A 26,264-nucleotide genomic window follows, 5' to 3' on the forward strand; every position below is an offset into this window, starting at 1 on the left:
AATTATAACTTTATTTTTCATGGCGAAGGATTCTTTAAAGTTAGGAAAAGAATGGTTTGAAAGTAGGGGGTGGAAAGCTTTTCCTTTTCAGTTGGAGGCCTGGCACGCTTACCTCGATGGCCAGAGCGGCTTGGTGAACGCACCCACCGGTAGTGGAAAGACCTATTCACTGATGATGGCCGTCATGCTGGAATTCATTCGCGATAATCCCGACTGGCAAACAAAAAGAAATAATGGACTTCAGGCGATTTGGATCACGCCAATTCGAGCGTTGTCGAAGGAAATTGAGCTATCTGCAAATCGTTTAATTCAAGGATTGGGTCTCCCGTGGAAAGTGGGCGTACGATCTGGCGACACATCCGTAAAAGAACGCGCACGCCAGAAGGAAAAACCTCCCGAGTTACTTATAACCACGCCTGAAAGCATGCATCTGTTATTGGCCAGCAAGGGCTATCCAGAATTTTTTCAAACGTTAAAAGTAGTGATCGCCGATGAATGGCATGAACTCATGGGATCCAAGCGTGGCGTCCAAGTTGAACTTGCGTTGTCGCGATTAAAATCCATCGTACCAGAATTAAAGGTATGGGGCATCTCGGCAACCATTGGCAATATGGATGAAGCACTGCATGCTTTACTCGGCAACTATTACCATGAAAAGAGATTTACGATTGTAAAAGCAGATATCGAAAAAGTAATCGAGGTTGTCTCCGTGATGCCCGACTCGCTCGATCGAATGCCTTGGGCAGGACACCTTGGGATTTTACTGCTTCAAAAGGTGGTGGATATTGTGAGAGCCAGTAACACGACATTGATTTTTACCAACACCCGGTCATTTGCAGAGATATGGTATCAGAAAATGTTGGATGTGGCGCCAGAGCTTTCAGGCGTTATTGCAATGCATCATGGATCGATTAGCCAAGAGTTAAGAAACTGGGTAGAAGAACAACTTCACGAGGGGAAGTTGAAGGCGGTTGTGTGCACATCAAGTCTTGATCTTGGTGTAGACTTTCGTCCCGTGGAAACCGTTGTTCAAATCGGGGGACCTAAAGGCATCGCGCGGTTTCTTCAACGTGCAGGACGAAGTGGTCACCAACCTGGCGCGACCAGCAGAATTCATTTCGTGCCAACGCATGCATTAGAATTGATGGAGGCTGCTGCAATCCGTGAGGCGATTGATAAGAGGATTGTGGAAGACCGATATCCGTATGTTAGATCGTTCGATGTGCTGATGCAATACCTTACAACACTCGCGGTATCCGATGGATTTAAACCAGAAGAAATTTATCCCGAGATAGTGAAGACTTTCAGTTTCTCTACCATGACCGAAGATGAGTGGCATTGGCTGTTGAATTTTATTACAACGGGAGGTGATTCGCTGCAAGCATACGATGAATATCGAAAAGTAATTATTCAAAACGGTGTGTATCGCGTTGAGAATCGAACCATCGCTATGCGCCACAGACTTTCCATCGGCACAATCGTGAGCGACAGTTCCCTGCATATTCGATTCGTATCCGGGAAGTATCTTGGCACTATTGAAGAGTATTTTATTTCACGACTGAATCCAGGCGATGTGTTTTGGTTTGCAGGAAGAAACCTTGAACTGGTTCGGATCAAAGACATGGAAGTGCAGGTACGGAAGTCGAACAAAAAATCTGGACTTGTTCCCTCGTGGCAAGGGGGAAGGATGCCGCTGTCATCGCAAATGAGCGAGTTGATCAGAAATAAAATTGATGAAGTGGTACAAGGTCGAGAGAAAGATGAAGAACTGAAATTTCTACAACCCCTCTTTGAACTGCAGCGAGACAGATCACACCTTCCAGGTAAGAAGGAATTTTTAATTGAATATTTTCAGAGTGATGAAGGGTATCACTTATTGATGTATCCATTCGAAGGAAGGTTTGTGCATGAAGGTATCGCTGCGTTGGTTGCTTATCGCATCGCGCAAATTCAGCCGATAACCTTTTCCATCGCGATGAATGATTATGGATTTGAATTGTTATCAGATCAACCTATCCCCATTGAGGAAGCTGTCGAAACCGATGTATTAGGGGAAGACAATCTGTTGAAAGACATTCAGGCAAGTATCAATTCTACCGAAATGGCGCGGCGGAAATTTCGTGATATCTCCGCTATTTCTGGTCTTGTTTTCAAAGGTTTCCCAGGAAAGCCTGTGAAGGACAGACACCTTCAATCTTCATCTCAGCTTTTCTTTAATGTGTTCAACGATTATGAAGCGCACAATCTTTTATTGCGTCAGGCATTTGATGAAGTTATGGATTTTCAATTGGAAGAAGCGCGTCTTCGAAAAGCGTTGAAGCGCATAGCCCAGCAGAAGATTGTGATTACGCGGCCGGTGAAACCAACGCCTTTCGCGTTCCCAATTATGGTCGATCGATTACGCGAAAAACTGACTACGGAAAAGATCGAAGACCGTATTCGGAAGATGGTTGTTCAATACGCGGAATAAGTGTTGGTTTGGCGGCAATTCGATAGATGTAAGTTTTTGGCAGATGTTCGGTTTTGATTTCCGCGAGAGCATACGTTATTGCCAATCAAATTGATTGACATGGCTTTGGTTACGCGAAAGGGAATAGCACGCTATTTATACGAATCACTCACGGGAAATTTTTTAGGATTTCTGATCGGTATGTCGGCATCGGGTCTGGTGTCGAGATTTTTCGAAACAAAGGGCCTACGCAACTTATGGGGATTAACGGCAAAGAAAACAGTTGTCAGTAAAGAAACATTTGGTTGGTTGGAGTGGGTGATCGCACTTGTGATTGGATTCGTGGTATTCGAAGTTGTGAACAAAGTATTGAAGGCGTACATACAAAAAGAATTCCCCAAGTTGAAGGTTCGTCTTTTTAGATTATTGATCCAGAAACAGTGGCACCTTCGTTTGCGTGATTTGTCTTCGAACGTCCGTGCGAAGCGCGTTAGTCTCTATACGATGATGTCGATGAGAAACGGCACAAAGTCTGAATGATTTCGAGTAGTCGACGTTCATGCCGCCGCAGCTACAATTTTAACGGTGACTTTTACATTTATTTGACATGGAAACCGCGATCTTCTACTATATTTAAAAATTCAAGACTGTAGAAAGATAGATTAATGTACAAGGGTTTCAAACGCGTCGTATTTAAGCTCAAGGATAAACTTTCACCACGGCAGTTTTTTATTGCATCGAGTATCGTCGTAGGCCTTTCGTCAGGGTTGGCTGCCGTCGTATTGAAATCGTTTGTTCACTACATCGGCTCACTTGTATCGATGTATGCCTTAACATATGAGGAGTTTTTCTTCTTCGCACTGTGTCCGCTGATCGGATTAATACTCACAGTCATTTTCATCAAGGTTGTACTAAAAGGACATTTTGCGAAAGGCAGTGCAGAGGTCGTTTTTGCGATCGTAAAAAGATCCAGTCTTCTCCCATTAAAGAACATGTATACGCACATGGTCACCAGCGCATTGACTGTTGGTTTTGGCGGATCGACAGGGTTGGAGTCGCCTATGGTTAGCACAGGTTCGGCAATAGGTGCAAATTTCGGCAATACCTACCGGTTATCGTATAAGGAAAGAACTATTCTTCTAGCTTGTGGTGCGGCAGCTGGTATTGCAGCCGCATTTAACGCACCGATTGCAGGCGTTCTTTTTGCAATCGAAGTTTTACTCACCGATGTAGGAGCATCTGCATTTATTCCGTTGATTGTTGCGGCAGCGTCGGGTGCATTGCTTTCGAAAATCATTCTTGGCGATGGTATTTTACTTTCATTTTCATTGCAGCAGCCTTTCGATTATCGAAACGTTTTGTTTTATGTAGTGGTGGGTGTTTTAGCCGGATTAGTGTCCGTATTATACGCGCGCGTGTTTACTTGGATTGAAGAACGCATGAAGGCCGTTGATCAAACATGGCTTCGTGTTGCGGCAGGTGGAATATTATTATTTGGTTTGATGATTTTGTTTCCGCCTTTATTCGGCGAAGGATATGAAACCATAAAATCACTTGCTGCGCTTAATCCGGAAGAGCTTATTAAAACAAGTATCCTTTACGAGTTTATGGGAAATGAAACGCATCTCTTGATGTTCTTAGGTGCACTCATTTTTATGAAAATAATTGCAGCCGCTGTGACAATTGGAAGTGGTGGTAATGGTGGAAGTTTTGGTCCCTCGCTTTTTGTTGGCGCGTATTTAGGGTTTGTATTCGCAAGGTTGGTAAACATCAGTGGACTGGGCCGAATTCCTGAAACGAATTTTACATTGGTTGCTATGGCGGGTGTGTTAAGTGGGGTGTTCTATGCACCATTGACTTCCATATTTCTTATTGCTGAAATCACGGGTGGTTATGGATTAATGATACCACTGATGATTGTTGCTGCTTTAAGTACGCTGGTGTCGCACTATTTAGAGCCATTGTCGATGGAAGGGAAGAAGCTCGCCGCAAAATTGAATTCACCGGTCGATAACAAAGATAGTTTCCTGTTGAATAAACTTGATCTCACCGAGTTGATCGAGAAAAACTTTTCACGGATTAATCCGGATGCGACGTTGAAAGATCTTATCAATGTAATTGCAATTTCTACGCGAAATATTTTCCCAGTAGTAAACGACCAAGATGAACTACTTGGATTAATCTACATGGATAACATCCGTAACATCATGTTTAATACAGAGCATCAAGAGAAGATGCTTGTGCGCGAACTCATGACGACACCAGCTGCCGTTATTCAATGCACGGAGAATGTTCACAATGTCCTTTTAAAATTCGAGGAAACCAATCAATGGAATCTTCCAGTGGTTGATGGCGGGAAGTACGTTGGTTTCGTTTCTAAGTCAAGCTTGTTAACAAAATACAGAGCGGAACTTGTCCGCTCTGTATAGTACATTATTTATTTGTAGGTGCGGCGTTGAATTTGAGCTATGTGTGCTTCACATAGCTGTCAAGCCGATGCTCTTCGTATTTCACACCATACTGTTCTAAGACATCTGCAGGCACACCGTCCCAGCTATTGGGAGTGTTACCCTTGTATCCAATGTCAGCAATCCCAATTTTACTTGAGAAGAAACCGCATGCCGTGAGGTCACGCATTGTATTAAAGAACGCAACGCCTTGTTGCATCTCTGGTTTAGCTTGCTCAGGATATGCTATTTGATCGATAATCTGAACTTGCTGTGTTGCATTGAGTGACGCAAAATCGGCATTAAATTGTTTCATACACTGCACGTCGAGCCATTTCAAACCACCACGCAATGGTATTTGATATCGTGGCATGTCTTTCGCGATGAATTCAATGAAGTCATGAACACCTGCGTCAGATGCGCTACCAGAAGTTTCATCTTTGGGGATGATGATGTCGACAAGAATTGTGATGGTTTTCATTTCATGCGCATCAAAGAACTGTTCCGTGAATAATTTTTGCTCGCGTTCTTGTTCAACGGGAGTTCGGTCGTAATTCACAGGCGCTTTTGGCGGGGCAGTTTTAGCAGCGTCTTCCGGTTTGCACGCATGAAATAACAGGCCTAAGCCTGCTGTTGAGGCGGCCAATGTTTTGAGATATTTTCGTCTATCCATGGTCGTACTGGTTAGATGTTTTGTTTCTTCATTTCTTCAATGATGTATTCCGACGCACGCATCGCGAGTGCAAGTATTGTCCATGTCGGATTTTTGTCCGCTTGTGATACAAATGGTCCTCCATCAACAACAAATACATTTTTACAATCATGTGCCTGATTGTACCGATTGACAACAGATTTTTTAGGATCGTCGCCCATGCGTGTAGTACCCACTTCGTGAATGATTCTTCCTGGATTCTCTAAGCCATAATTATTCTCAGGCCCGCTCTTCCCAAACGTGACAACGCCACCCATCCTATGAATGATTTCCTCAAAGGTTTCCTTCATGTGTTTAGCTTGTTTGATTTCATGCTCACTCCACGTATAGTTGAAGCGAAGTACGGGTATTCCAAACTTATCGACAGTTGTAGGATCGATCTCACAATAGTTATCTTCTCGTGCAATCGCCTCGCCGCGTCCAGCCATCCCGAACGTTGCACCATAGAAATAGCGATAGTCATCTTTCAGCGATGCACCATAGCCACCCGCAGGTTTTGTATTACCATCTCTCCCCGGATATTTTCCATTGTGTTTATGCATGCCAAAACCGAAACCATAACCTGGTTGTGTTTGACCTCCACCATATTCGATGTGGTACCCTCGTGGAAAATCTAACTTCTTATTGTCGAGCCACCAAGGTGTATACACGTGCATGCCGCCAACACCATCTTCGTTGTAACGTTTACGCCCGACTAACTTCGGTAATATCCCGCCCATAGAAGCGCCGGTAGAATCGTGAAGATATTTTCCGACGATGTTACTTGAATTCGAAAGCCCGTTTGGATGAAAGGTAGATTTTGAGTTTAATAGTAGTCGCGCGGATTCACATGCGCTTGCAGCAAGCACAACAATGCGTGCGTTGACTACATACTCTTGCATGTCATCTTTGCTCACATAAGAAACGCCAGTTGCTAATCCTTTTTCATTCGTCAATACTTCGCGCGCCATCGCGTTAGCAATCACATCAACATTACCTGTTTCAAGTGCAGGATTTACCAATACCGATGATGAAGAAAAATCCGCATATACTTGGCAACCTCTATTACATTGTGAGCAATAGAAACACTTGCCACGCTTATCATTGTTCGGGAGTTGTTTTGTTAGGATCGATAGGCGAGAAGGTATAACCGGAACGCCCATCGAAGTTGCAGCATCGCGAATGAATAATTCATGCAGCCGTGGTTTTGGTGGTGGCAAAAATATCCCGTCAGGTTCATTTTCGATTCCCTCTTTGCTCCCGAACACGCCGATCAATTGATCAACTTTGTCGTAGTAAGGAGCAACGTCTTCATATCCGATTGGCCAGTTGTCGCCGAGCCCGTCAATGCTTTTGCGTTTAAAATCCTTTGGACCAAAACGGAGTGAGATTCTTCCCCAGTGGTTTGTTCTGCCCCCTAACATGCGCGAGCGGAACCAATCGAATTTGGTGTCATCTTTATGCGTGTAAGGTTCGCCTTCAAGTTCCCAGCTACCGTAAGCAGCGTCGAAGTCGCCAAATCCACGCGTAAATGTTGCTGCACCGCGACGCGGTGATTCATAGTTCCATTTCAACTGCGTCACGTTCTTCCGCGGATCGTACATTGGCCCAGCTTCCAGCATCACTACCTTGATGCCCGCGTTGGCTAAAACATATGCCGCCATGCCGCCACCGGCACCAGAGCCGATAATGCATACGTCATACGACTTAGAAGTTTTTTTAATTTGAAAATCAGGCATAGTTCAGGGCATCGACTTTTTTGCTAAATCGATTTTCTAAGCTACTCTTTTTCGCGCGAAAAAGCTGACGGCAAATGATTTGATGTAGGGATTAATGATGATGATCGGTAGACGTGTGGTCGTGCTTTTTGGGAACAGGATCATATCCGCTTGTACCCCAAGGATGGCATCTACCTATTCGCTTTGCACCGAGCCATATTCCTTTGATCACGCCCCATTCCAGGATAGCCTCGATTGCATACTGCGAACACGACGGTGTGTGACGACAGTGTGTTCCCAGCATTGGCGAAATGGCCCATTGATAAAATCGAATGGGAAGGATGAAAATTTTCTTTAGCACGTTAATGACCTTATCATTTAGTAGTCGGCGCTAGCCAGTAAGTTCGAATGCCCACAATATGCAAGACACTAGAGCGCAAGTTTTACTCAACAGAAAACGTCATTTCTCCGTCTTTACCATCTTTCAGTTGTACGCCTAATTTTTTAAGATCATCGCGAATTGTATCAGAGAGTGCGTAGTTACGCTGTTCACGAGCCTTCTTCCGAAGCTCGATCAATACATTCACGACACCTTTCAGTAACTCATGATTATGTTCTGCTTCTTCACGTAGTCCGAGTACATCTTCCATCATCTTGACATAGCTGCCTTTAAAGATGTTGAATTTTTCCTCACTAACATCGGTCATGGATATGTTCCCCGATTTCAAATCATTGATGCGTGATGACATTTCGAAAAGTACCGCCAATGTTTTGGCTGTATTGAAATCGTCACTCATGTTCGTGTGCAACTCAAAGACAAGGCGCGAGAACTCTTCGTTAACCTGTGTTTTTCCTTCTCCTTTTCCTGAGTAAGTAAGTTTTTTAATAATACCCAAGCTGTTGGAGAGTTTCTTAAAACCTTTCTCGGCGGCGTGCAATGCTTCGCTCGAAAAGTCGAGTGTGCTTGAATAATGTGATTGCAACATGAAGAATCGTACGGTCATTGCGCTGAATCCTTTCTCAAGGAGTGGATGGTTTCCAGAGAAAAGTTCGTGTGGTAAAAATGAGTTACCCAACGATTTGCTCATTTTCTGCCCGTTCACTGTAAGCATATTTGAATGAAGCCAGTAGCGAACAGGATCCTTACCATTGGCACCAACAGCTTGCGCAATTTCACATTCGTGATGTGGAAACTTTAAGTCCATACCACCACCATGAATGTCGAATTCTTCACCGAGATATTTTGTACTCATTACCGTACATTCAATATGCCATCCAGGAAACCCGTCGCCCCACGGCGAAGGCCAACGCATGATGTGATAAGGAGACGCACGCTTCCACAGCGCGAAGTCTACTTTATTTCTTTTTTCATCCTGACTGTCAAGCTTGCGACCACTTTCCATTAACTCCTCAACAACACGTCCCGATAGAATGCCGTAGTGATGATCTTTATTATAACGAAGTACATCAAAATAGACGGACCCATTTGTTTCATAGGCCAACCCATTGTCAATGAGCTTTTTTGTGATTTCAATCTGTTCGACAATATGCCCTGTAGCAGAAGGCTCAATACTTGGCGGAAGGATATTAAATTGTCGCATCACGTGATGAAACCCTTCAGTATAGTGCTTGACGATTTCCATCGGTTCAAGCTGTTCGAGCCTCGCTTTTTTCGCGATCTTATCTTCACCTTCATCAGCATCATTTTCTAAATGCCCAACATCGGTAATGTTACGGACGTAGCGAACCTTGTAGCCTAGATAACGGAAATAGCGCGCGACGATGTCGAACGTCAAGAATGTGCGGCAATTTCCAAGATGGACATCGTTGTAAACTGTAGGTCCACAGACGTACATACCCACATGTCCTGGATTTACGGGTATAAACTGTTCCTTTTTTCCGCCGACCGAATTGGTCAAATGCACAGGGTATTGATCGTAAAGCATCATAATTAAAAGTCGGCCGAAAATAGGGCTTTTTCATTTCTGTTGTCGACCTGTATTTAAAAAGTGTTTGTACGAGTAATCGCCCAAGCTTGTTCACCCCCTGTGATGACAATCGCACCCTGGAAGGAAGCGCGAAATATTATGTGTTCACGATGATAGGTGTCATATATACACTAAAGTTAAGCATCGCCGTTTTGACGCCAATACCTTATAAATCAGGTGCGTGTAGTTGTCGAAAACGATCTCGGAATAGGTACTGGTAAGGAAGTCGCAATCGGTTTCACAAACGTTTGAATTAATTTTGTTTTCGATTATGCTATCGGTTGAAACCAAATTTTATAGCTTGTGCGCGCCATCATTCAATATAATACACTGAGGTGTTGTTTGAATGATGGCAACTAAACCAATTCAAAACCCAAATAATGATGAAAAAACTCTACCAAAAATTGAGTTTAGCAGTGCTTGCATTGCTTTTGAGCGCCTCGGTGCTCACCGCGCAAAATCGGTCCGTATCAGGGACAGTGCTCGACGAAAGTGGACAACCACTCCCCGGTGTTAACGTCGTCGTGAAAGGAACCACCAATGGTTCAGTAACAGATGTTGAGGGTAAATTCTCACTCAGCAATGTTGATGACAACACAGTATTAGTGTTCAGTTTTATCGGTTATCTGGCCCAGGAAGTTGCTGTCGGTACGCAGACATCAATTAGCGTAACCCTAGCGTCAGATATTACGCAACTTGGTGAAGTTGTGGTTGTCGGTTATGGTGAACAGAAGAAAGCCCTATTGACTGGTGCAATCTCGTCTGTTAGATCGGAAGATATTAGCACAGTTTCTGTAAGCCGCATTGATCAAGCCTTGCAGGGTAGAACGCCTGGGGTTAATATTTCCCCTACATCAGGGTCACCAGGTGCCGCAACTAAAATCCGTATTCGTGGTGTGTCATCCAATAACAATTCAAACCCGCTATACATTATTGATGGGGTGAGAACATCAGCTGCGGGCATGGATTTTCTATCGCTCAGTGATGTTGAGAGTATCGACGTATTAAAAGATGCAGCATCGACCGCAATTTATGGTGCTGAGGGGGGGAACGGTGTGATTATCGTTACGACGAAGAAAGGCCGTTCAAATAGTTCTGAAATAACCTACAACGGCCAAATTGGTGTGCAATCTGTTAGACCAAATGGTTTGAAGGTGATGAATGCGCCGCAGTATCAACAATATCAGCAAGCTGCCGGACAAGGTGCACGGCCTTACGTGGGTACGTCGGGTGACGGGACAGATTGGTTAGATGAGGTGTTTAAAAATGCGCCACAACAAAACCATTCCCTGAATTTCAGCGGGGGCACTGATAAATCAACCTATTTCGTCGGTGGGAACATTTTTAAGCAGCAAGGTATTGCCGGTGGAGACAAAGCGAAATTTGACCGTTACTCTATTCGTGTAAATACGTCGCACAAGTTAAAAGAATGGCTTACAATTGGTGAGAACCTCTCAATTTTACGTACTAATAGAGCAGGTTTAGCTGAGGACTCGGAATTCGGATCGCTTATAGGCAGCGCAATTGCACTTGATCCTACAACACCTGTAACGTATGCTGGTATCAATCCAACAAATTACCCTCAGCACGTAAAGGATGCAATTGCAGCGAATCGTGCTTTGGTCCGCAATGGAAATGGTGAATTGTATGGTATTTCTCCATATGTGCAAGGCGAGTATGGCAATCCGCTTGCTAGAATTGATCAATCAATGGGCAGAACGGTTCAAAACAAAATGTTGGGCAACGTCTACGCTGAAGTACGCCCGATTACTGGTTTGACAGTAACAACTCGCTTCTCGATCGATGCAGCATTCCAACGCAATCACAACTGGAATCCTACAAATTGGTATTCACCAGAAAGCAACAATGGTACACCAACAGGTTCCGATGCTTGGCAGGAATGGTATACTTGGCAGTGGGAAACTTTTGGTGAGTACAACAAGTCTTTCGGCGATCATAACTTTAAGTTCCTAGCGGGGGGAGCCCAACAGAAGCTTACCGATAATACTTTGGGTGGATCGTATTCTGGATTGTTCAGAGAAGAAGATAAGTGGTCTTATGGCAACTTTGTTCCTGACGCCATTGACCGAATCGGAAGTAACCAAGAAACACGTACACTTGTCTCAGTATTTGGAAGAGTAAACTATGACTACAAAGAGAAATATTTGGCTGCTGTGACCTTTCGTCGAGACGGCTCGTCGATGCTAGCAGATGGGAAAAAATGGGGTACCTTCCCTTCGGTCTCCTTGGGTTGGGTGGTCTCTGAGGAAGATTTTTTTGGTGAGAGCCTCGGATCAACAATTAGCTTTGCCAAAATTCGCGCGAGCTGGGGACAAAATGGTAGCTTGGCAGGACTATACCCAGGCATCTGGCAGAAGGCGATCTCGACGAATGTGAATGGTCAGATTCGTTACCCTTCCAATGATGGATTGTACGTTATCGGTGCTGCTCCTACAAACTTGGAAAATAGAAGCTTAACGTGGGAAACTAGCGAACAGATAGATATTGGTTTGGAACTTCGATTTATGAATGACCGCCTGTCGTTTGTTACAGATTACTTTAACAAAAAATCAAAAAACCTTATCACGCAAGGTAATCCTCCTGGATTTGCTGGTAACGGAATTCCATTCTTTAACGGCGGTGATGTTGTAAATAAAGGGTTTGAATTCGAACTCGCTTATCGTGATAATGGACAAAGTCAGTTGAAGTATGAAGTCTCTGTAAACATGACGACGCTCGATAACGAGGTTACTTATCTTCACCCAGCGGTACCTGAGATCTTAGGCGCTAACGTTGGTACAGGATGGGGGGGAGCAACAGCTTTCAAACAAGGTTATCCGGTGTGGTATTTCAGAGGTTATCAAACCGACGGAATTTTCCAGACACAACAGCAAGTTGATGCTTACAACGATGAAATCTATACGGGCTACTCTGGTGCGCTTGGTATGCCAGTAATTGTTGATCGTGACGGTAATGGTCGTATCACACCGGAAGATATGACGATGATCGGTAATCCGATTCCTGATTTCTATTATGGTGGTCGTGTAAGTTTGGCCTACAAAGGATTTGACTTCTTGTTTTTCATTCAAGGACAAAGAGGAAATGATATCCTAATGGGCTTTAACAGAACAGACCGTCAAGGAGCGAATAGACCAGAGTTCTTTTTAACGGATGCTTGGACTCCCGAAAATCCCACGAATGATTGGTTCAAAGCTAACACTGGAGACGAGAAAACTTACAGCAGTGATTATATGATTTTCAATGGATCGTTTGCGCGCATTCGTCAGTTGCAATTTGGATACACGCTCCCGAATTCGTTGACAAGCAAAATGAAAGTGAAGAATGTTCGTGCGTACATCTCTTTAGATAACTTCTTCACATTCACAGATTACCCTGGTCTAGATCCAGAAGCTGGTAGTAACAATGATAGAAGCCAAGGCATTGACCGCGGTATTTATCCTGTTCCGAGAACATTCTTGGGAGGTCTTACTTTCACATTCTAAGAATTTAACTAAGAAACACGTATGAAAAAAATAATATTAAAATCTTGTATTGTGCTGACCGCGATGATGGGCGTATCAGCATGTGATGATTTTTTGGACGAAACTGTCAACGGTCAACTTTTTGAAGAAGCATTCTACCTGACAGATGAGGATGCCGCGCAGGGCGTGATTGCAGCCTATGATATGTTGGGTGCTGAATACAATACCATTTGGGCAAGTTCACTCATGATCAAGACGATGCCATCTGACGAGAGTAATGCTGGCGGTGCTAACAATGGTGACCAAGTAGGTTATCAGACGCTTGATGACTTTGCTGTAAGTTCGCAAAACGATAAGGTTGTTGCGTATTGGGCTAACCTGTACAGTGTAATCTACCGTGCCAATAAAGTGTTAAACAATGTTGAACCTGGTTCCGATTATAGCAAAAGACTGCTCGCGGAAGCCAAGACACTCCGAGCATATGCATACTTTGAGTTGGTATCGCTTTGGGGAGGTGTTCCTATTATTCTGGATGATGTACTTGAGTCAGAGTTTACAACGACAAAACGTGCTACGAAAGATGAAGTGTACGCTTTGATCGAAAAAGATCTGACCGAGGCAATTTTGGTGTTGCCGGTGAAAAGCGACTATGATGCAGCAGATACTTTCCGTTGGTCAAAAGGCGCGGCACAAGCATTACTTGGAAAAGCACATCTCTATCAAGGAGAGTGGGCCGCCGCTGTTACAGCGTTTAATGCCGTAATCTCGTCGGATGAGTATGCCCTCGAAGAATCTCTTCAAGCCGTGTTTGACAGAACTGGTGAGTTTGGATCAGAATCGCTGTTTGAATTCTCATTCGTGAGCAGCGAAAAGTATACTTGGGGCAATTTCCCTTGGGGTAATCGTCCGGAAAGTAACATTCACGTGCAATTGATGGGCCCTCGTGAAGGTATGTATACCCCAATGACTGGAGACTCTTTGCAAGCTGGTTGGGGGATGAATGCAGGGAAGAAAAAAATGTATGACGCCTTTGTCGCAGCGGGTGATGTTAATAGAAGACGCGTTACAATTTTCTCAAAAGCAGAACTTGAAGCCGGAGGTGGTAAATTTGTTGGTGATGCTTGGGATGTCGAAGGATACTGGCAGCGTAAATATGGTTCATTCGCCCAGGCAACTACTGGTGATGACGGAGCCACGCCGCAGTTGAACTATAGCACAAACGTCAGGGTAATTCGCTACGCCGACGTTCTATTGATGGCTGCTGAAGCGAACTTCAGAAACAATGATCAAGACGCTGCACGTGACCTGATCAACCAAGTTCGACAACGACCAGGGACAAATTTGGCGCCATTAGCAGTTTCTGTAAAAGACGATGCATTGTTTACCGCGTTGGTAACGGAGCGTCATTTGGAACTTGCATTTGAAGGGTTCCGATACTTAGATCTTGTGCGTTGGGGGCTGGCTGATGAGGAACTTGGAGCACTTGGATTTCAGACAGGTGTTCACGAACTTCTGCCTATTCCATACAATGACGTGAATGCTTATAAACTGGAACAAAATCCTGGTTACTAAGATATCGTCCTTAATAAAAAAGGACGCCGTTCACGGCGTCCTTTTTTGCTAAATAATCGGTCAAGAGACGTTTTTATTTCTCTCGTGCCCCTTTCTTTTTCGCCCCTGGTTTCGCTTTAGCTACCATTGTCTTGTTATTTTTTGAAGCGGAATTTTGATTGGGGATTTTCTTAGTTCTTTTTGCTGCATCAATTGCTTCCAAAATTGAAGGCTCGGCCTTTACAAATACCGGCTCCGGTATCGACAACCCACAATGCAAATTCAACTGTTGAATAACATACTTACTCAACTCGGGTGAGTGTAGTTCTTCATGTTGATGCATAAAGAAGTATACCTTCTGTATACCTTGTGCCATCCAGCTTTTGATCCGCTGTACCCAATCATCAACCCGGGTGTAGTCGGTCGGATGAAGTCCATTGCCGACAAATCGAATAAAAACTTCTGGCGTCGTTAATCGCATATGCACGCAGTCTCGTCGGCCCGAAGCATCTGTGATAATCGCGCCTGATCCTTGGCGCTCTAACATGTGAAAAACGTTGTCGAATGCTACTTGGTCTTCAAACCATTGCGTATGGCGAAGTTCAGTAAAGACCTGTATGTCTTTCGGTAGTGATTGAAGAAAGGTTTCGATCGTCTCGAGCGTCTTGGGCCCCATGCCGGGGTGTGGCATTAAGAAAATGGGACCAAGGTTATCGCCAAACCCTGAAATACCTTCGAAGAATCTGTCGAGTAGTTCTTTCGTTTCCTTCAGTCGTCTAATGTGTGTGATTTGATCAACAAACTTAGGGCAAAACTTAAAATCAGGTCCTACCTTGTTCTTCCATCCTGACGTTTGCGCGAAAGTTGGCATCCGATAAAACGTCGCATTCAATTCGATGCAGTTGAAATGCTTTGCGTAGTGATTTAGAAAGTCAGCATCTTTCGTTCCCTTCGGATAAATTTTTCCAACCCAATCTTTTCGTCCCCATTTTGCGCATCCCACAAAAATCTGTGGCGTTGGATGAAGGGATGATGAGGCTGCTAAAATGCGAGTTGTATCAGCGCGGTCTGCAGGGAGAGAGAAATCTACACCTGAGAGTTCGTCGGTAGTAATGCGTCCAAATTCCATAAAGGAAAGATAAGTAAAAACGTGTTTTCAATGGCCATGCATCTCGTTTTAACAGCGCGTGGTCAATGTTCTGTATTTACTTTTTCTTTCGCACCAGTGATTACGGCCAAGTTAAGATCTCGATCTGTCGGTCCGTTTAGCACTTTTCCATCAACAGAATAACGCGCACCATGACAAGAACAGTCCCACGATTTTTCCGTACTGTTCCAATGCACCGGGCAGCCCATGTGTGTACAGGTCGCGCTGACTAAATGTATCGCGCCGTTATTATCTTTATAAGCGCCAACGGTTTCGCCTTCAATCTTAGCAACCTTTCCTTCGCCAGGAGCTAAGTCGGCAAAACTGTTGAGCGTTTCGATGGGCTTTAATTTTTTGAAAAGCTCTTTCACAACGTCGGCGTTGTGTGATACAAAATTCTGGAAGCCGGCAATTGGTTTGATGCGGGACGGGGAGAACAAATCGATCAAGGCATTCTCGTTAAGTGTGATTATATCGGTCAGTACGCGTGCGGCTACGGCACTATATATCATCCCGTTTCCGCCAAACCCTGTGGCAACGAGAATATTTTTTGAATTGCCTGGCAGAACACCAATATAAGGAATGCCATCTGCCGGTTCATAATATTGTGACGACCATCGTTGCGTTGTGCGTTCAACATTGAAGTAGGATCGGACGTGACTTTCGAGATTTAGGAAAACGCTTTCGGTGTTTTTTTCTTCACCCGTTTTATGATCGTTACCACCAACAATTAAGTATGATTTGCCGTCAATCTCCTGTGTACGGTAATAGTGATACGGATCATACATATCATACGCCAGATGCTCTGGATATTTTGCATCTTTCAGTTGCACGGCCATCGCGTATGAACGGAATGGCGAGCATCGAAGATGGATAAGGTTTATGCCCGGCGGAATGTGCGTTGCGTAAATCAATGTATTACACGTTACACTGCCGATGGATGTCTCGACATGCACAACGTCATCCTTGCTCTCGGCGTTCGTAACACGGCAATATTGGGTGATCACTCCGCCATTCTCAATAAATATTTGCGCAAGTTTATAGACATAGCGTAAGGGATGAAATTTTGCCTGCCCCGGAATTTCGATAGCACGAGTAAAATTAATGGGAACGGGGATTTCATGAACTTCATTCACCACAACACCCGCGTGTAGGGTTGCCTCAATTGTGCTATCAAGTTCTTTATTTTGTTTTTCATCCTGCGCAAATAAATACGCACTACATTCTTGGAAGCCACAGTCGATATCGTGAATCTCTACGTGTTGTCGAATTAGGCTGATAGCATCTTTTGCTGCCTGCGCTATCATTTTAGCGCTGTTTCTATCAAAGTTTTTAATAATCGTCTGGTATGGCGTATCGAGCAATGTGTTGAGATGGGCCGTTGTTCCACCTGTGGTGCCGAAACCGATGTTTTGTGCTTCGAGAATGATACATTTTTTTCCTGCCTGCTGAAGCAATAGGGCAGTCGTTATACCGGTGATACCGCCGCCGACAATAGCGACATCAAACTGCTGATTGTTTTTCCACTGGCTTGTCGAATGATATTCGAATGTTGTTTGTTGCCAAAGGCTTTCGTGTGCTCCGTCTCGTGCAATCATAGGTAATGTGTTTGATTACCTTTGGTGTTAAAATGTGAAGCCAACGTTGCCTGTTGAGCAAAGCAGTATTTGTTGTACGAATGCCGCTGTCGCGTACAAGGTTCTCACACGTCGACAGCGGTTTGGTTTATGAAAGCCTATTCCGTTTTAGTGAGATTCATTTCGAAAAATTTCCCCCAGTTAGTTCCATCGACCGATGATTCGCCAATTTCGTTCCATGTTTTTTTAGCAGAATCGATCGTGATGTTGTAGCGGATTTTTCGTCCGGGAACATCAAAGCCCCATTGGAATTTGTTATCACCGAGAACGGTGAACCACGCATCGGCACTGCGACCATCTTTTAAATATGTCTTGAATTTATATTGCGAAGTGTTTTTGTCATAGGAGAGAACAGCGAGTGCATGGTGTACAACAGTCTCTTCTTTGGTTGCGGGATTAACCACAAAACCTTTACCTTCTACAAGCAGCACCATGCCATCAAGTTTTAATTGAACGATTTCATCGACTTTGGATTTCTTCGGTTCGCCCGGACCCATTTGCATGGCACCTTCGCCTTGCCAACGACCAGCCCATCCTTCAAAGACTTTCATTTTTTCTTTGTCACCCATTTCTTGTGCAATCACCGTGCTGGTGTAGCAACCAAAAAAAGCAATCATAATAATGATGAGGTTTTTCATAAAGTTATTTGTTAATGTATTGTTTTAGCGTGTTCACATATTTTTCGAAAGCTTGAATTCCCTTTGTTGTAATGCGACAAGTGGTCAATGGTTTTTTTCCTTTGAAAGATTTCTCCACCGTGATATATCCTGCTTCCTGAAGTTTGTCCAGCTGCACACTGAGATTACCCGCGGTCGCATTTGTTTTTTCTTTCAAGAAAGTGAATTCGGCAGCCTCTGCACTAATCAGCAGCGACATCACAGCAAGACGTAATTGTGAGTGGAGTAGTGGATCGAGTTCGTCAAACATATTATTGTGATTCCTTGCGCTTCAATAAATATCCTGGCACAAGATAGCCGAACGCAATTGCTGCTGCGCCACTGAGGAATTGATATTCATGTCCGACGATGAAACTCACAATTGCGAATATCCAGAACATTACGCCGCCGAATTTTAAAGGTGTAAAACGCAGAATAACACCCGACATAAATGTAGGAATGGAACAGAACAACAAAATCACAGGGTTGATTTGAAAGTTAATGCGATAACCAAATGCAATCAATGTGATGATGCAGACACCAAACGTAATCCACAGCCATCCACTGATGCTGTCGAGATGCGTTAACGCCGATGTTTCTTTTTGGCGCTTGAAAGACGCGTACATAGTGTAAGCCCAAGCCGGGATTGTGATCAACCATATCGCAAATGGATACGGATAAGAGAGTTTGATTAATACAAACATTCCAAGGTTGGCAATCAGCACGATCCAACCCCAGAGTAAAAAGTAAAACGCATTGCGCGTTACATTTCCTTTTGCCTGATCAATCATCCTGGTGATTAATGCAAGGCTTTGTTCGGCTGTCATGGGTGCTTCTGGTTTCATACCACATAAATACGCAATTGTTATAAACTAGTTTATATTATAAACCATAATATTTTTAAAACACCATTTTTAGCGTAATTTCGGCCATGTTTACAGGGATTATTGAATCAATTGCCTTGCTGAAGGCTATTCAAAATGAGGGATCAAATCGTCATTTCTGGTTTTCAAGCGTGTTGACGCCTGAATTGAAAGTCGACCAGAGCGTATCGCACAATGGCGTTTGCTTGACCGTAGTGGAAATTCAAGGCGACCAATATCGGGTAACGGCGATTGAGGAGACGCTCATCAAATCGTGTCTTGGAAATCTTCAAGTTAAGGACAAAGTGAATTTAGAGCGGTGCATGCTCAACAATGGACGGTTTGATGGACATATTGTCCAGGGGCACGTGGATCAAACAGGCGTGGTTGAATCAATCGAAAACAAAGACGGCAGTTGGCTATATCATATTCAATATGATCCTTCACTCGGTAATGTAACAGTCGAGAAAGGATCGATTGCTGTAAATGGTGTAAGTCTAACATGCTTTAATTCACGTGACAACGGTTTTACCGTGGCGATCATTCCATATACGCATGAGCACACAAATTTTCATCAACTGAAAACAGGAAGCGTTGTGAATTTGGAATTCGATATCGTTGGTAAATACATCCAACGAATGATGCGCATGAATAAATCTTAAACTTTCGCTAAGCGTTTACTTTTTGCAATGTAACCAGCGGTACATCGCGCTTGCGTGCGATCCATTTCGTTAATCTGAATCCTGCAATGCCCGAGAGCACACCGATTATTCCGCCAACGAGAATATCGCCAGGGTAATGAACGCCAAGATAGATGCGCGTGTACGTCATCACAGCGGCCCACAAGAATAAAATCACAATCCACTTTTTGGAATGTCGATAAAGCAGAAAGAAAAATGTTGCTGTACCAAATGTATTAGCGGCATGACTCGACGCAAATCCATACTTGCCACCAACGTAACCATCGACAAGATGCACCAGTCCCTGGAGTGTTGGTTCTCTCGAAGGCCGCCATCTTTCGAAATATGGCTTCATGATACTCGCTGTAATTTGGTCGGCAAGTAAAATTGTAAGGACAATACCAAGCAGAATGATCCAAACTTCTTTTTTGTAGTCACGCGAGATAAGGTACACCAAAAATAGGTAGAGCGGGATCCACGTTGTTGTATGCGTGATGAACAGCATAATAGGATCAAGCCAGGGGGCGTGAAAACTATTGAGGAAGAGTAATAGTTTTTTATCGAGTTCTATGATCTTTTCCATTTGTCATTTGTCTAAGCGCTGCTTTTTCATTTTCGCGTTCAATCCAAGTTACAGCTTCGTCCATAGATAGGAAAAATTCCTGATGAACACCCAGCGAAGATAACGTTTGATTGATACCGGCAAGATATTCTTTTACTAATGGTTCAGTTGCATCGGGGCGAATAGCAGCAATGCGTGAAAGTCCATTGTGTGATGCCTCAGGAAGAATCTTGTCAAACATCCATTGTTGATCTTCACGGGCGATAATTCCTTGGTTTGATAGATCGGCAATGTAGTTAGGTGTGTTATAGGCCTTCACGAAATCTAAACATTTCTGAAATACCTTGCGATATTGTGTGCTCGTCACAGGTCCCTTCCAAATAATGCCCGTTGAGTTAATCTGTGCGTCAAAGAAAATTTCTGCGTGGTCTTCTTTGTACAATACCTGCCGTGAAATATTAATTGGCTTACGAAGGTACACGGTGAAGCGTGTCGATCTATTGATTTCTGTATCAACATGCACTGATCCGCCGAGTGCTTCGGTCTGAAGCTTCACCAGATAAAGTCCGAGCCCTTTACCCTCGGTGTGATAATGAAAACGTTTATAGAGTTTGAATAGATCATCTTTGTAGCGTTCCAAATCAATACCAAGTCCGTTATCTCCTACCTCAATGATATAATGCTGTGGATTTTCTCGGAAGGTAATCTCTACTACAGGGCGTCTTTCTGGTGAGCGATATTTGATCGCGTTGCTGATAAGGTTATAGAGTATGCTGTGAACCATCGGCTGAACCGAGTATAGTTCGTCGGTTGTAGCAATGTGTTTTTCTATTTTGACGTCGAATTGTTCGATGTCTTTTTGCAGCACTTGTGTGATCTCATCGACTTCTCTCAGCAAGTTTACTTTTTGTCTGATCTGGAAAATGTCATGACGGATGTCGATAATTTTTCCAAGATCGTTGATGATCGTATCGAGGCGTTGAGCAGATGTTTTTAAGTGAATAGAGATTTCACGATCATGCGGCGTTAATTGTTCTTCACGCAGCAGCGAAATCAATCCTAGTAAACTCGCGACGGGGCCACGTAAATTATGCGATACGGTATAAGAGAATTGTCGAAGCTCATTGTTGTGTTTAATGAGTTCTGTATTGGTCTCCGTTAAATCCTGATTCTTTTTAATCAACTCTGTCGACAAGTTTTTGTTTTGTCTCAACAGCAGGCTTCGTTGTTCTTCGATGATATTATACGCGTCTGTGAGTTTCTGCTGGTTGTAGTTGAGATTGTCCGACTGCGCAATGATCTCCTGATTTTGTGCCTCGATCTCTGCATTTTTTTCAACCAGTTGATCGTTGCTTTTATTGAGGTCAGCGATCAATAATTGATTCTTCTCTTCAAATTTTTCGGAGAGGCGTTTCATAAACCAGATCGCGCCAGCGATAAGCGAGAATGTAATGGAGATCACTACGTTGGTGAAATAGTAGTGTGAAATGGTGAGCGATTCTTTCGCATAGGGCACACCAAACATATAATGAAGAGGATCGAAGCAGAGTAGCGTTAAAAAATCGAACGCGAGGAACAAGATCAGATATCCTTTTTCTCGGATGGAGAATAACATGAGCGGAAATGTACATCCGGCAAGGATAAAAAAGCGAAATGTAAAGTAGTCGAGTTCTTCTTGTCTTTCGTAATAAAGTGTTTTTGAATAGATCGAAAGTGCAGTGACAATAACCGGGATCAGAATGCTTAACCATGCGCGACTGAGTATGGTGTGGCCACTTCTGTTTAGCAGTATGGGAATGAGGTAAAAAAAGATGAAAATAGGCATCGCGGCGGTGATCGCGCTCCATCCGTACCACTGGTAGTAGAGGAGGAATAGTGTGACTTGGGCGCCAACTAAAATTGCGCTAATGATATTGGCTAACGAAATGCCACGACGTTCGGCTGGGGTCCGCGCAAAATTAACTCCTGTATTTGTGATCTTACTCCAAAGGCTCATGACCTTGCCGATATCTTACAAACTACCTAATATCAGGTAAAGGTAGTTAATTATCAACAACTTGAGTGTAGTTCTCGGTTATCCACACGAGTTATAGATAGGGGTGTTTTTCTGGGGAATGATTGGGATGAATTAAAAACTAATCGAGTATTACGGTTAACTGACCTCAGATAGCTAACTTTAAAATGAACTAAAGTTTGCTTTACATCTTATGGAGAAATTTGATCTGGTCGTGATTGGTGCAGGACCATCAGGATACGCAGCTGCTATGCGCGGCATTGATTTCAAGAAAAAAGTATTGTTGATCGAGAGAATTAATGTTGGCGGCGCCGGGGTTACCAATGGAGCATTGTCGTCAAAAACGTGGTGGGAACTTTCGCGCGAAACGGCATCCTTCTTAAAGAACATCAAGCGTTTTAATCTACAGGGACCGCAGATCAATTACAAAGAAATCCAATCGGAAGTACGCCGTGCAGTAGATGAACGGAAGTCGCTTCTTGAAGATCACATGGCAAACCTTGCAGATGCCCGACACTCCGAGTATCTCACGTTTAAAAAGGGAACAGCGCGTTTGGTTAGCCAGCACGAAGTAGAAATTGATGCTGGACATTTTGAGAAAGAAATTGTTAAGACAGACTACGTCGTATTGGCTACCGGTAGTAGACCTCGTCATCTTCCAGAACTTCCCATCGACGAAAAGATTGTGATGACGAGCGACGGTATCGAGGGGATGGAGGACTTTCCTGAAAGCATGGTGATTGTCGGTGCCGGGGTAATTGGTTGCGAGTATGCGACAATTTTTTCTGGTTTCGGAAGAACGAAAGTACACCTCATCGACAAAGGCGATCGCATTCTGCCATTCGAAGATGCAGACATTGTGAATGTGATCGAGCGTAATATGGAGAATAGCGGCGTTCTTATTCACCGTAATTCAAGACTGGTGCGGATGGAGATCAAACATGGTCGCGTGGAGTATGAGCTCGAATACAATGATGGCAGCAAAGAAGTTTTTAATGTTGAGAAGGCATTGGTTGCTGTGGGGAGAACGCCGAACTACGAAGACCTGTGGCACGACTCCGTGGGCATCAGTATTTCGAAGCGCGGTATTGAAGATAACGATACACAAACCAATGTGAGTAACATTTATGCAGTTGGAGATATTACCGCCGATATATCACTTGTAAATGTCGGTGAGCTAGAAGGACGTTACGCGGTTGAAAAAATATTTGGTGATCCTCAGCGTAAACTGCTCTACGAAAATATAAGCACAATTATGTTTCTCAACCCCGAGGTTGCCGGTGTAGGAATTAACGAAACTACCGCGCGCGAAAAGGGGATTGATTATAAGGTCGTCACGTTAGATTACAGTTGTATACCTCGTGCAATCGCCAAACGAAACACGCAAGGCTTTATCAAGTTATTGGTCACGAATGATGTGCACATGAAAATTCTAGGCATGAAGGTTATTGGTAATCATGCCTCAAGCGCCATCCAAGCCGTTGCATTGCTCATTTCCATGGATAAAGGAATAGAAGAACTTGCAGAATGCGTTCATCCGCATCCATCGATAACGGAAGGCATTCAGGAATGTGTGCGTATGCTTTTGGGTAAGTCGTTGTTTAAGCCCCACGCATTGAAAGGAAAATTGTCGTGTAGAACAAGCACGGCAGGTATCTATGCCGATATCAAATTTTAGAGAATAGGGAGTGTAATGCTCCCTATTTTTGTTTACCGTGACGTTGTTTTAAAATGTCTTCAACTTGTGATAGAGAATATCCTTTCGCACTAAGGAGTACCAAATAATGATACATTAAATCAGCAGCTTCATTGAGGAACAACGATTCGTTATTGTCTTTCGCTTCGATAACAAGCTCCACAGCCTCTTCACCAACTTTCTGAGCAACTTTGTTAATGCCCGCGCTGAATAGCTTATTGGTGTAAGAACCTTCTTGCGGATTGTTTTTCCGATCGGTAATTAATGCTTGCAACGCATGAAGACTGAACTCTTGGTTAGTTTCATTAAAACATGTATCGGCGCCGGTATGACATGTTGGACCGATAGGTTTTGCTTTAACGAGCAACGTGTCTTGATCACAATCGATAAGCATTTCGACTAGTTCAAGGTAGTGTCCTGAAGTTTCGCCTTTCGTCCATAGCCTATCTTTGGTGCGGCTATAGAAAGTAACTTTATTTTCGCGTAATGTTTTGTTGTAGGCCTCTTCGTTCATGAATCCGACCATCAGCACACGACGTGTAACAGCATCTTGTACAACGGCGGGTACAAGTCCGTTAAGCTTTGAAAAATCAATCGAAAGGTTACTCATTATCGTATGTGAATTGCTTGTTGTTTTAGAAATGATTTAAGCTCGGGAATTTTCACTTCTCCGAAATGAAAGATACTTGCGGCAAGCGCGGCGTCTGCTTTTCCTTCTTTGAAGGCACCGATAAAATGCTCTTTATTGCCAGCTCCGCCGGACGCGATTACCGGAATGCTAAGAATAGCATTTAGTCTAGCGAGTGGGTCAATAGCAAATCCGCTTTTCGTTCCATCGTGATCCATGCTTGTAAAAAGAATTTCACCGGCACCGCGGTCTTGGCCTTCTTTAGCCCACTCGAAAAGTTTTTTCTCAGTTGCTTTCTTGCCGCCATGTGTATGCACCGTCCATTGATCATCAACGCGTCGCGCATCAATAGCGAGTACGATGCATTGCGCGCCGAAAGCTTTCGAGAGTTCGTCGATCAGTCCTGGATTTCTCACCGCGGCAGAGTTAACACTAACTTTATCGGCACCTGCCTCCAAAAGAGGGGCAACGTCAGCAACGGCGCTGATACCACCACCAACAGTAAAAGGGATGTTGATGTGTTTAGCAATATCGCGAACGAGCGATGCAAATGTTTTACGTTCTTCGTTTGTAGCCGAAATGTCAAGGAAGACAAGTTCGTCTGCACCTTGTTGGGCGTACGCCGAGCCAAGTTCAACAGGATCGCCTGCGTCTCGTATGTTCACGAAATTCACACCCTTAACAGTGCGGCCATCTTTGATATCGAGACAAGGTATTATTCTTTTGGTAAGCACGATAGTATTTTTAGGCTTGCAGTTGCAATTGAGAGAGTTCTTCAAGTTGAATCTTTCCTTCGTAAATCGCTTTTCCGACAATTACGCCGTCGACGCCGATACGACGAAGCTCGCGAATGTCGTCCATATTACTCACACCACCACTGGCGATGAGCTGGAGCTGCGGGAAAGTGAGGAGCAATGTTTTATAAAGTTCGATGTTAGGGCCGCTGAGCATACCGTCAGTTGCGATATCCGTACAGGTAACGAATTCTATACCGTGAGCAAGATAACCTTTCAAGAAGGCATTGATGGTTAGTGCTGAGTCTTCTTGCCATCCGCTGATGGAGATCATTTCATTTTTTACATCAGCAGAAAGTATAATTTTCTTCTTTCCGAATTTCTGTATCCACGATTTTACCTTTTGAGGTTCCTTTACCGCGATACTTCCGAGATTAACTTGTTGAATACCGCGATCAAATAATCCTTGAATCTCTTCTTCGGTTTTGATACCGCCACCAAAGTCTACTTCCAGTTTGGTTGCCGCCGTGATTGATTCGACAACTTTCCAGTTAATTACTTTGCCTGCTTTGGCACCGTCAAGATCAACAAGGTGTAGGTATTTGATACCCGCGTCTTCGAAGGATTTAGCGACTTCAGCAGGATTCTCATTGTAAATGGTTTTACGTCCATAATCGCCTTGCGTGAGACGAACGCATTTACCATCAATAATGTCGATTGCAGGAATAATTCTCATCATTTTAAAAAGCTTTTAAGTACACGTTCACCGGCTTCTGCTGATTTTTCAGGGTGAAATTGTACGGCGTGGAAATTATCTCTTTTCATCGCCGCACTAAACGGAACGATATAGTCAGTACTCGCAGCGGTGTTGGGATTCACGGGTACGTAGTAGCTGTGCACAAAATAGATGAACTCGCCTTCTAACGACGGATCGAGCCAAGAATCTTTTAGCCGCAGCTGGTTCCATCCCATGTGTGGTACTTTTTGGTCTTGTGCCGTTGGCTTAAACAGTTTTACCGACTCATCAAAAATGCCTAGGCACTCCGTTGCGTTCTCTTCCGAAAACGTACACATCAGCTGCATGCCGAGGCATATGCCGAGCACGGGCTGTTTGAGGTCACGGATCACCAAGTCGAGTTTTCGGTCGCGAAGGTATTTCATCGTCGTACTGGCTTCGCCGACACCGGGAAAGATAACTTTGTCTGCGGTCTTTATTTCTTCTGCGTTATCGGTAATATGGAAATCAACGCCGAGTCTTTCTAAGGCGAAAGAGACCGACTGAATGTTCCCCGCGTTGTATTTAATGATCGCTAGTTTCATA

The 26,264-nt window shown here is 43.9% G+C and carries 22 protein-coding genes; 7 read left to right on the top strand and 15 right to left on the bottom strand.

Annotation, left to right across the window (positions count from 1 at the left end):
- Positions 1-19 precede the first annotated feature (19 nt).
- From DQQ10_RS23110 to DQQ10_RS23120, 3 genes are all read left to right on the top strand, one after another.
- Positions 20-2,470, top strand: a complete 2,451-nt coding sequence (locus DQQ10_RS23110) for a ligase-associated DNA damage response DEXH box helicase (protein ID WP_112749306.1) — start codon at positions 20-22, stop codon at positions 2,468-2,470.
- Positions 2,471-2,569: 99 nt separating this feature from the next.
- Positions 2,570-2,989 carry a hypothetical protein gene (locus DQQ10_RS23115; RefSeq protein WP_112749307.1) on the top strand — a complete coding sequence of 140 codons (420 nt, stop codon included), beginning with the start codon at positions 2,570-2,572 and terminating at the stop codon, positions 2,987-2,989.
- A gap of 125 nt (positions 2,990-3,114) precedes the next feature.
- On the top strand, positions 3,115-4,878 hold the full coding sequence (locus DQQ10_RS23120; protein WP_112749308.1) for a chloride channel protein: 1,764 nt from the start codon (positions 3,115-3,117) through the stop codon (positions 4,876-4,878).
- 37 nt (positions 4,879-4,915) lie between these two features.
- On the opposite strand, the gene DQQ10_RS23125 is transcribed toward DQQ10_RS23120, so the two are convergent.
- The 4 genes from DQQ10_RS23125 to cysS all read right to left on the bottom strand — a co-directional run bounded on the left by DQQ10_RS23125 (position 4,916) and on the right by cysS (position 9,254).
- Positions 4,916-5,569 carry a gluconate 2-dehydrogenase subunit 3 family protein gene (locus DQQ10_RS23125; RefSeq protein ID WP_112749309.1) on the bottom strand — a complete coding sequence of 218 codons (654 nt, stop codon included), beginning with the start codon at positions 5,567-5,569 and terminating at the stop codon, positions 4,916-4,918.
- An 11-nt stretch (positions 5,570-5,580) separates the two neighbouring features.
- Positions 5,581-7,326 carry a GMC family oxidoreductase gene (locus tag DQQ10_RS23130; protein ID WP_112749310.1) on the bottom strand — a complete coding sequence of 582 codons (1,746 nt, stop codon included), beginning with the start codon at positions 7,324-7,326 and terminating at the stop codon, positions 5,581-5,583.
- 91 nt (positions 7,327-7,417) lie between these two features.
- The gene (gene yidD / locus DQQ10_RS23135; protein ID WP_317047963.1) at positions 7,418-7,666 is read right to left on the bottom strand and encodes a membrane protein insertion efficiency factor YidD; all 249 of its coding nucleotides are present in this window, start codon (positions 7,664-7,666) and stop codon (positions 7,418-7,420) included.
- 82 nt (positions 7,667-7,748) lie between these two features.
- Positions 7,749-9,254: a cysteine--tRNA ligase gene (gene cysS, locus DQQ10_RS23140; protein ID WP_112749312.1), complete on the bottom strand. Its 1,506-nt coding sequence runs from the start codon at positions 9,252-9,254 to the stop codon at positions 7,749-7,751.
- A gap of 419 nt (positions 9,255-9,673) precedes the next feature.
- Between cysS and DQQ10_RS23145 the strand changes: the two genes are divergently transcribed.
- Positions 9,674-12,796 (top strand): SusC/RagA family TonB-linked outer membrane protein, encoded by a 3,123-nt coding sequence (locus DQQ10_RS23145; RefSeq protein ID WP_221409778.1) that lies wholly within the window; start codon positions 9,674-9,676, stop codon positions 12,794-12,796.
- A gap of 21 nt (positions 12,797-12,817) precedes the next feature.
- Positions 12,818-14,347 carry a RagB/SusD family nutrient uptake outer membrane protein gene (locus tag DQQ10_RS23150; protein WP_112749313.1) on the top strand — a complete coding sequence of 510 codons (1,530 nt, stop codon included), beginning with the start codon at positions 12,818-12,820 and terminating at the stop codon, positions 14,345-14,347.
- 73 nt (positions 14,348-14,420) lie between these two features.
- Here the strand turns inward: DQQ10_RS23150 and DQQ10_RS23155 are convergent, their stop codons facing one another.
- The 5 genes from DQQ10_RS23155 to DQQ10_RS23175 all read right to left on the bottom strand — a co-directional run bounded on the left by DQQ10_RS23155 (position 14,421) and on the right by DQQ10_RS23175 (position 18,593).
- Entirely contained in the window at positions 14,421-15,455 is a 1,035-nt protein-coding gene (locus DQQ10_RS23155; protein ID WP_112749314.1) for a DUF72 domain-containing protein, read from the bottom strand.
- A 62-nt stretch (positions 15,456-15,517) separates the two neighbouring features.
- On the bottom strand, positions 15,518-17,071 hold the full coding sequence (locus DQQ10_RS28250) for an FAD-dependent oxidoreductase (protein WP_112749315.1): 1,554 nt from the start codon (positions 17,069-17,071) through the stop codon (positions 15,518-15,520).
- 137 nt (positions 17,072-17,208) lie between these two features.
- Positions 17,209-17,748 carry a DUF1579 domain-containing protein gene (locus DQQ10_RS23165; RefSeq protein ID WP_112749316.1) on the bottom strand — a complete coding sequence of 180 codons (540 nt, stop codon included), beginning with the start codon at positions 17,746-17,748 and terminating at the stop codon, positions 17,209-17,211.
- Between the two features lie 4 nt (positions 17,749-17,752).
- A complete protein-coding gene (locus tag DQQ10_RS23170; RefSeq protein WP_112749317.1) occupies positions 17,753-18,037 on the bottom strand; it encodes a winged helix-turn-helix domain-containing protein in 285 nt (94 codons plus the stop codon).
- Position 18,038: 1 nt separating this feature from the next.
- Complete coding sequence (locus tag DQQ10_RS23175) at positions 18,039-18,593, bottom strand: hypothetical protein (RefSeq protein ID WP_133259739.1); 555 nt, start codon at positions 18,591-18,593, stop codon at positions 18,039-18,041.
- A 104-nt stretch (positions 18,594-18,697) separates the two neighbouring features.
- Here DQQ10_RS23175 and DQQ10_RS23180 point away from each other — a divergent pair, with 104 nt between their 5' ends.
- Entirely contained in the window at positions 18,698-19,291 is a 594-nt protein-coding gene (locus DQQ10_RS23180) for a riboflavin synthase (protein ID WP_112749319.1), read from the top strand.
- Positions 19,292-19,298: 7 nt separating this feature from the next.
- On the opposite strand, the gene DQQ10_RS23185 is transcribed toward DQQ10_RS23180, so the two are convergent.
- Positions 19,299-19,892 carry a phosphatase PAP2 family protein gene (locus tag DQQ10_RS23185; RefSeq protein WP_112749320.1) on the bottom strand — a complete coding sequence of 198 codons (594 nt, stop codon included), beginning with the start codon at positions 19,890-19,892 and terminating at the stop codon, positions 19,299-19,301.
- Entirely contained in the window at positions 19,867-21,867 is a 2,001-nt protein-coding gene (locus DQQ10_RS23190) for a sensor histidine kinase (RefSeq protein WP_112749321.1), read from the bottom strand. Before DQQ10_RS23190 ends, DQQ10_RS23185 begins: the two co-directional genes overlap by 26 nt.
- 211 nt (positions 21,868-22,078) lie before the next feature.
- Between DQQ10_RS23190 and DQQ10_RS23195 the strand changes: the two genes are divergently transcribed.
- Entirely contained in the window at positions 22,079-23,563 is a 1,485-nt protein-coding gene (locus tag DQQ10_RS23195; RefSeq protein ID WP_112749322.1) for a dihydrolipoyl dehydrogenase family protein, read from the top strand.
- A 22-nt stretch (positions 23,564-23,585) separates the two neighbouring features.
- Here the strand turns inward: DQQ10_RS23195 and hisIE are convergent, their stop codons facing one another.
- From hisIE to hisH, 4 genes are read right to left on the bottom strand one after another with little or no spacing between them, the layout of a single operon-like run.
- Entirely contained in the window at positions 23,586-24,191 is a 606-nt protein-coding gene (gene hisIE / locus DQQ10_RS23200; protein WP_112749323.1) for a bifunctional phosphoribosyl-AMP cyclohydrolase/phosphoribosyl-ATP diphosphatase HisIE, read from the bottom strand.
- On the bottom strand, positions 24,191-24,943 hold the full coding sequence (gene hisF, locus DQQ10_RS23205; RefSeq protein ID WP_112749324.1) for an imidazole glycerol phosphate synthase subunit HisF: 753 nt from the start codon (positions 24,941-24,943) through the stop codon (positions 24,191-24,193). Before hisF ends, hisIE begins: the two co-directional genes overlap by 1 nt.
- Before the next feature lie 10 nt (positions 24,944-24,953).
- Entirely contained in the window at positions 24,954-25,682 is a 729-nt protein-coding gene (gene hisA / locus DQQ10_RS23210; protein ID WP_317047964.1) for a 1-(5-phosphoribosyl)-5-[(5-phosphoribosylamino)methylideneamino]imidazole-4-carboxamide isomerase, read from the bottom strand.
- Positions 25,679-26,263 (bottom strand): imidazole glycerol phosphate synthase subunit HisH, encoded by a 585-nt coding sequence (gene hisH, locus DQQ10_RS23215; RefSeq protein ID WP_112749325.1) that lies wholly within the window; start codon positions 26,261-26,263, stop codon positions 25,679-25,681. The genes hisA and hisH overlap by 4 nt, the downstream gene beginning before the upstream one ends.
- Between the last annotated feature and the right edge of the window lies 1 nt (position 26,264).

Origin of the sequence: Pseudochryseolinea flava (assembly GCF_003286915.1) — a bacterium.
In the GTDB taxonomy this organism is placed as follows: Bacteria; Bacteroidota; Bacteroidia; order Cytophagales; family Cyclobacteriaceae; genus Ohtaekwangia; species Ohtaekwangia flava.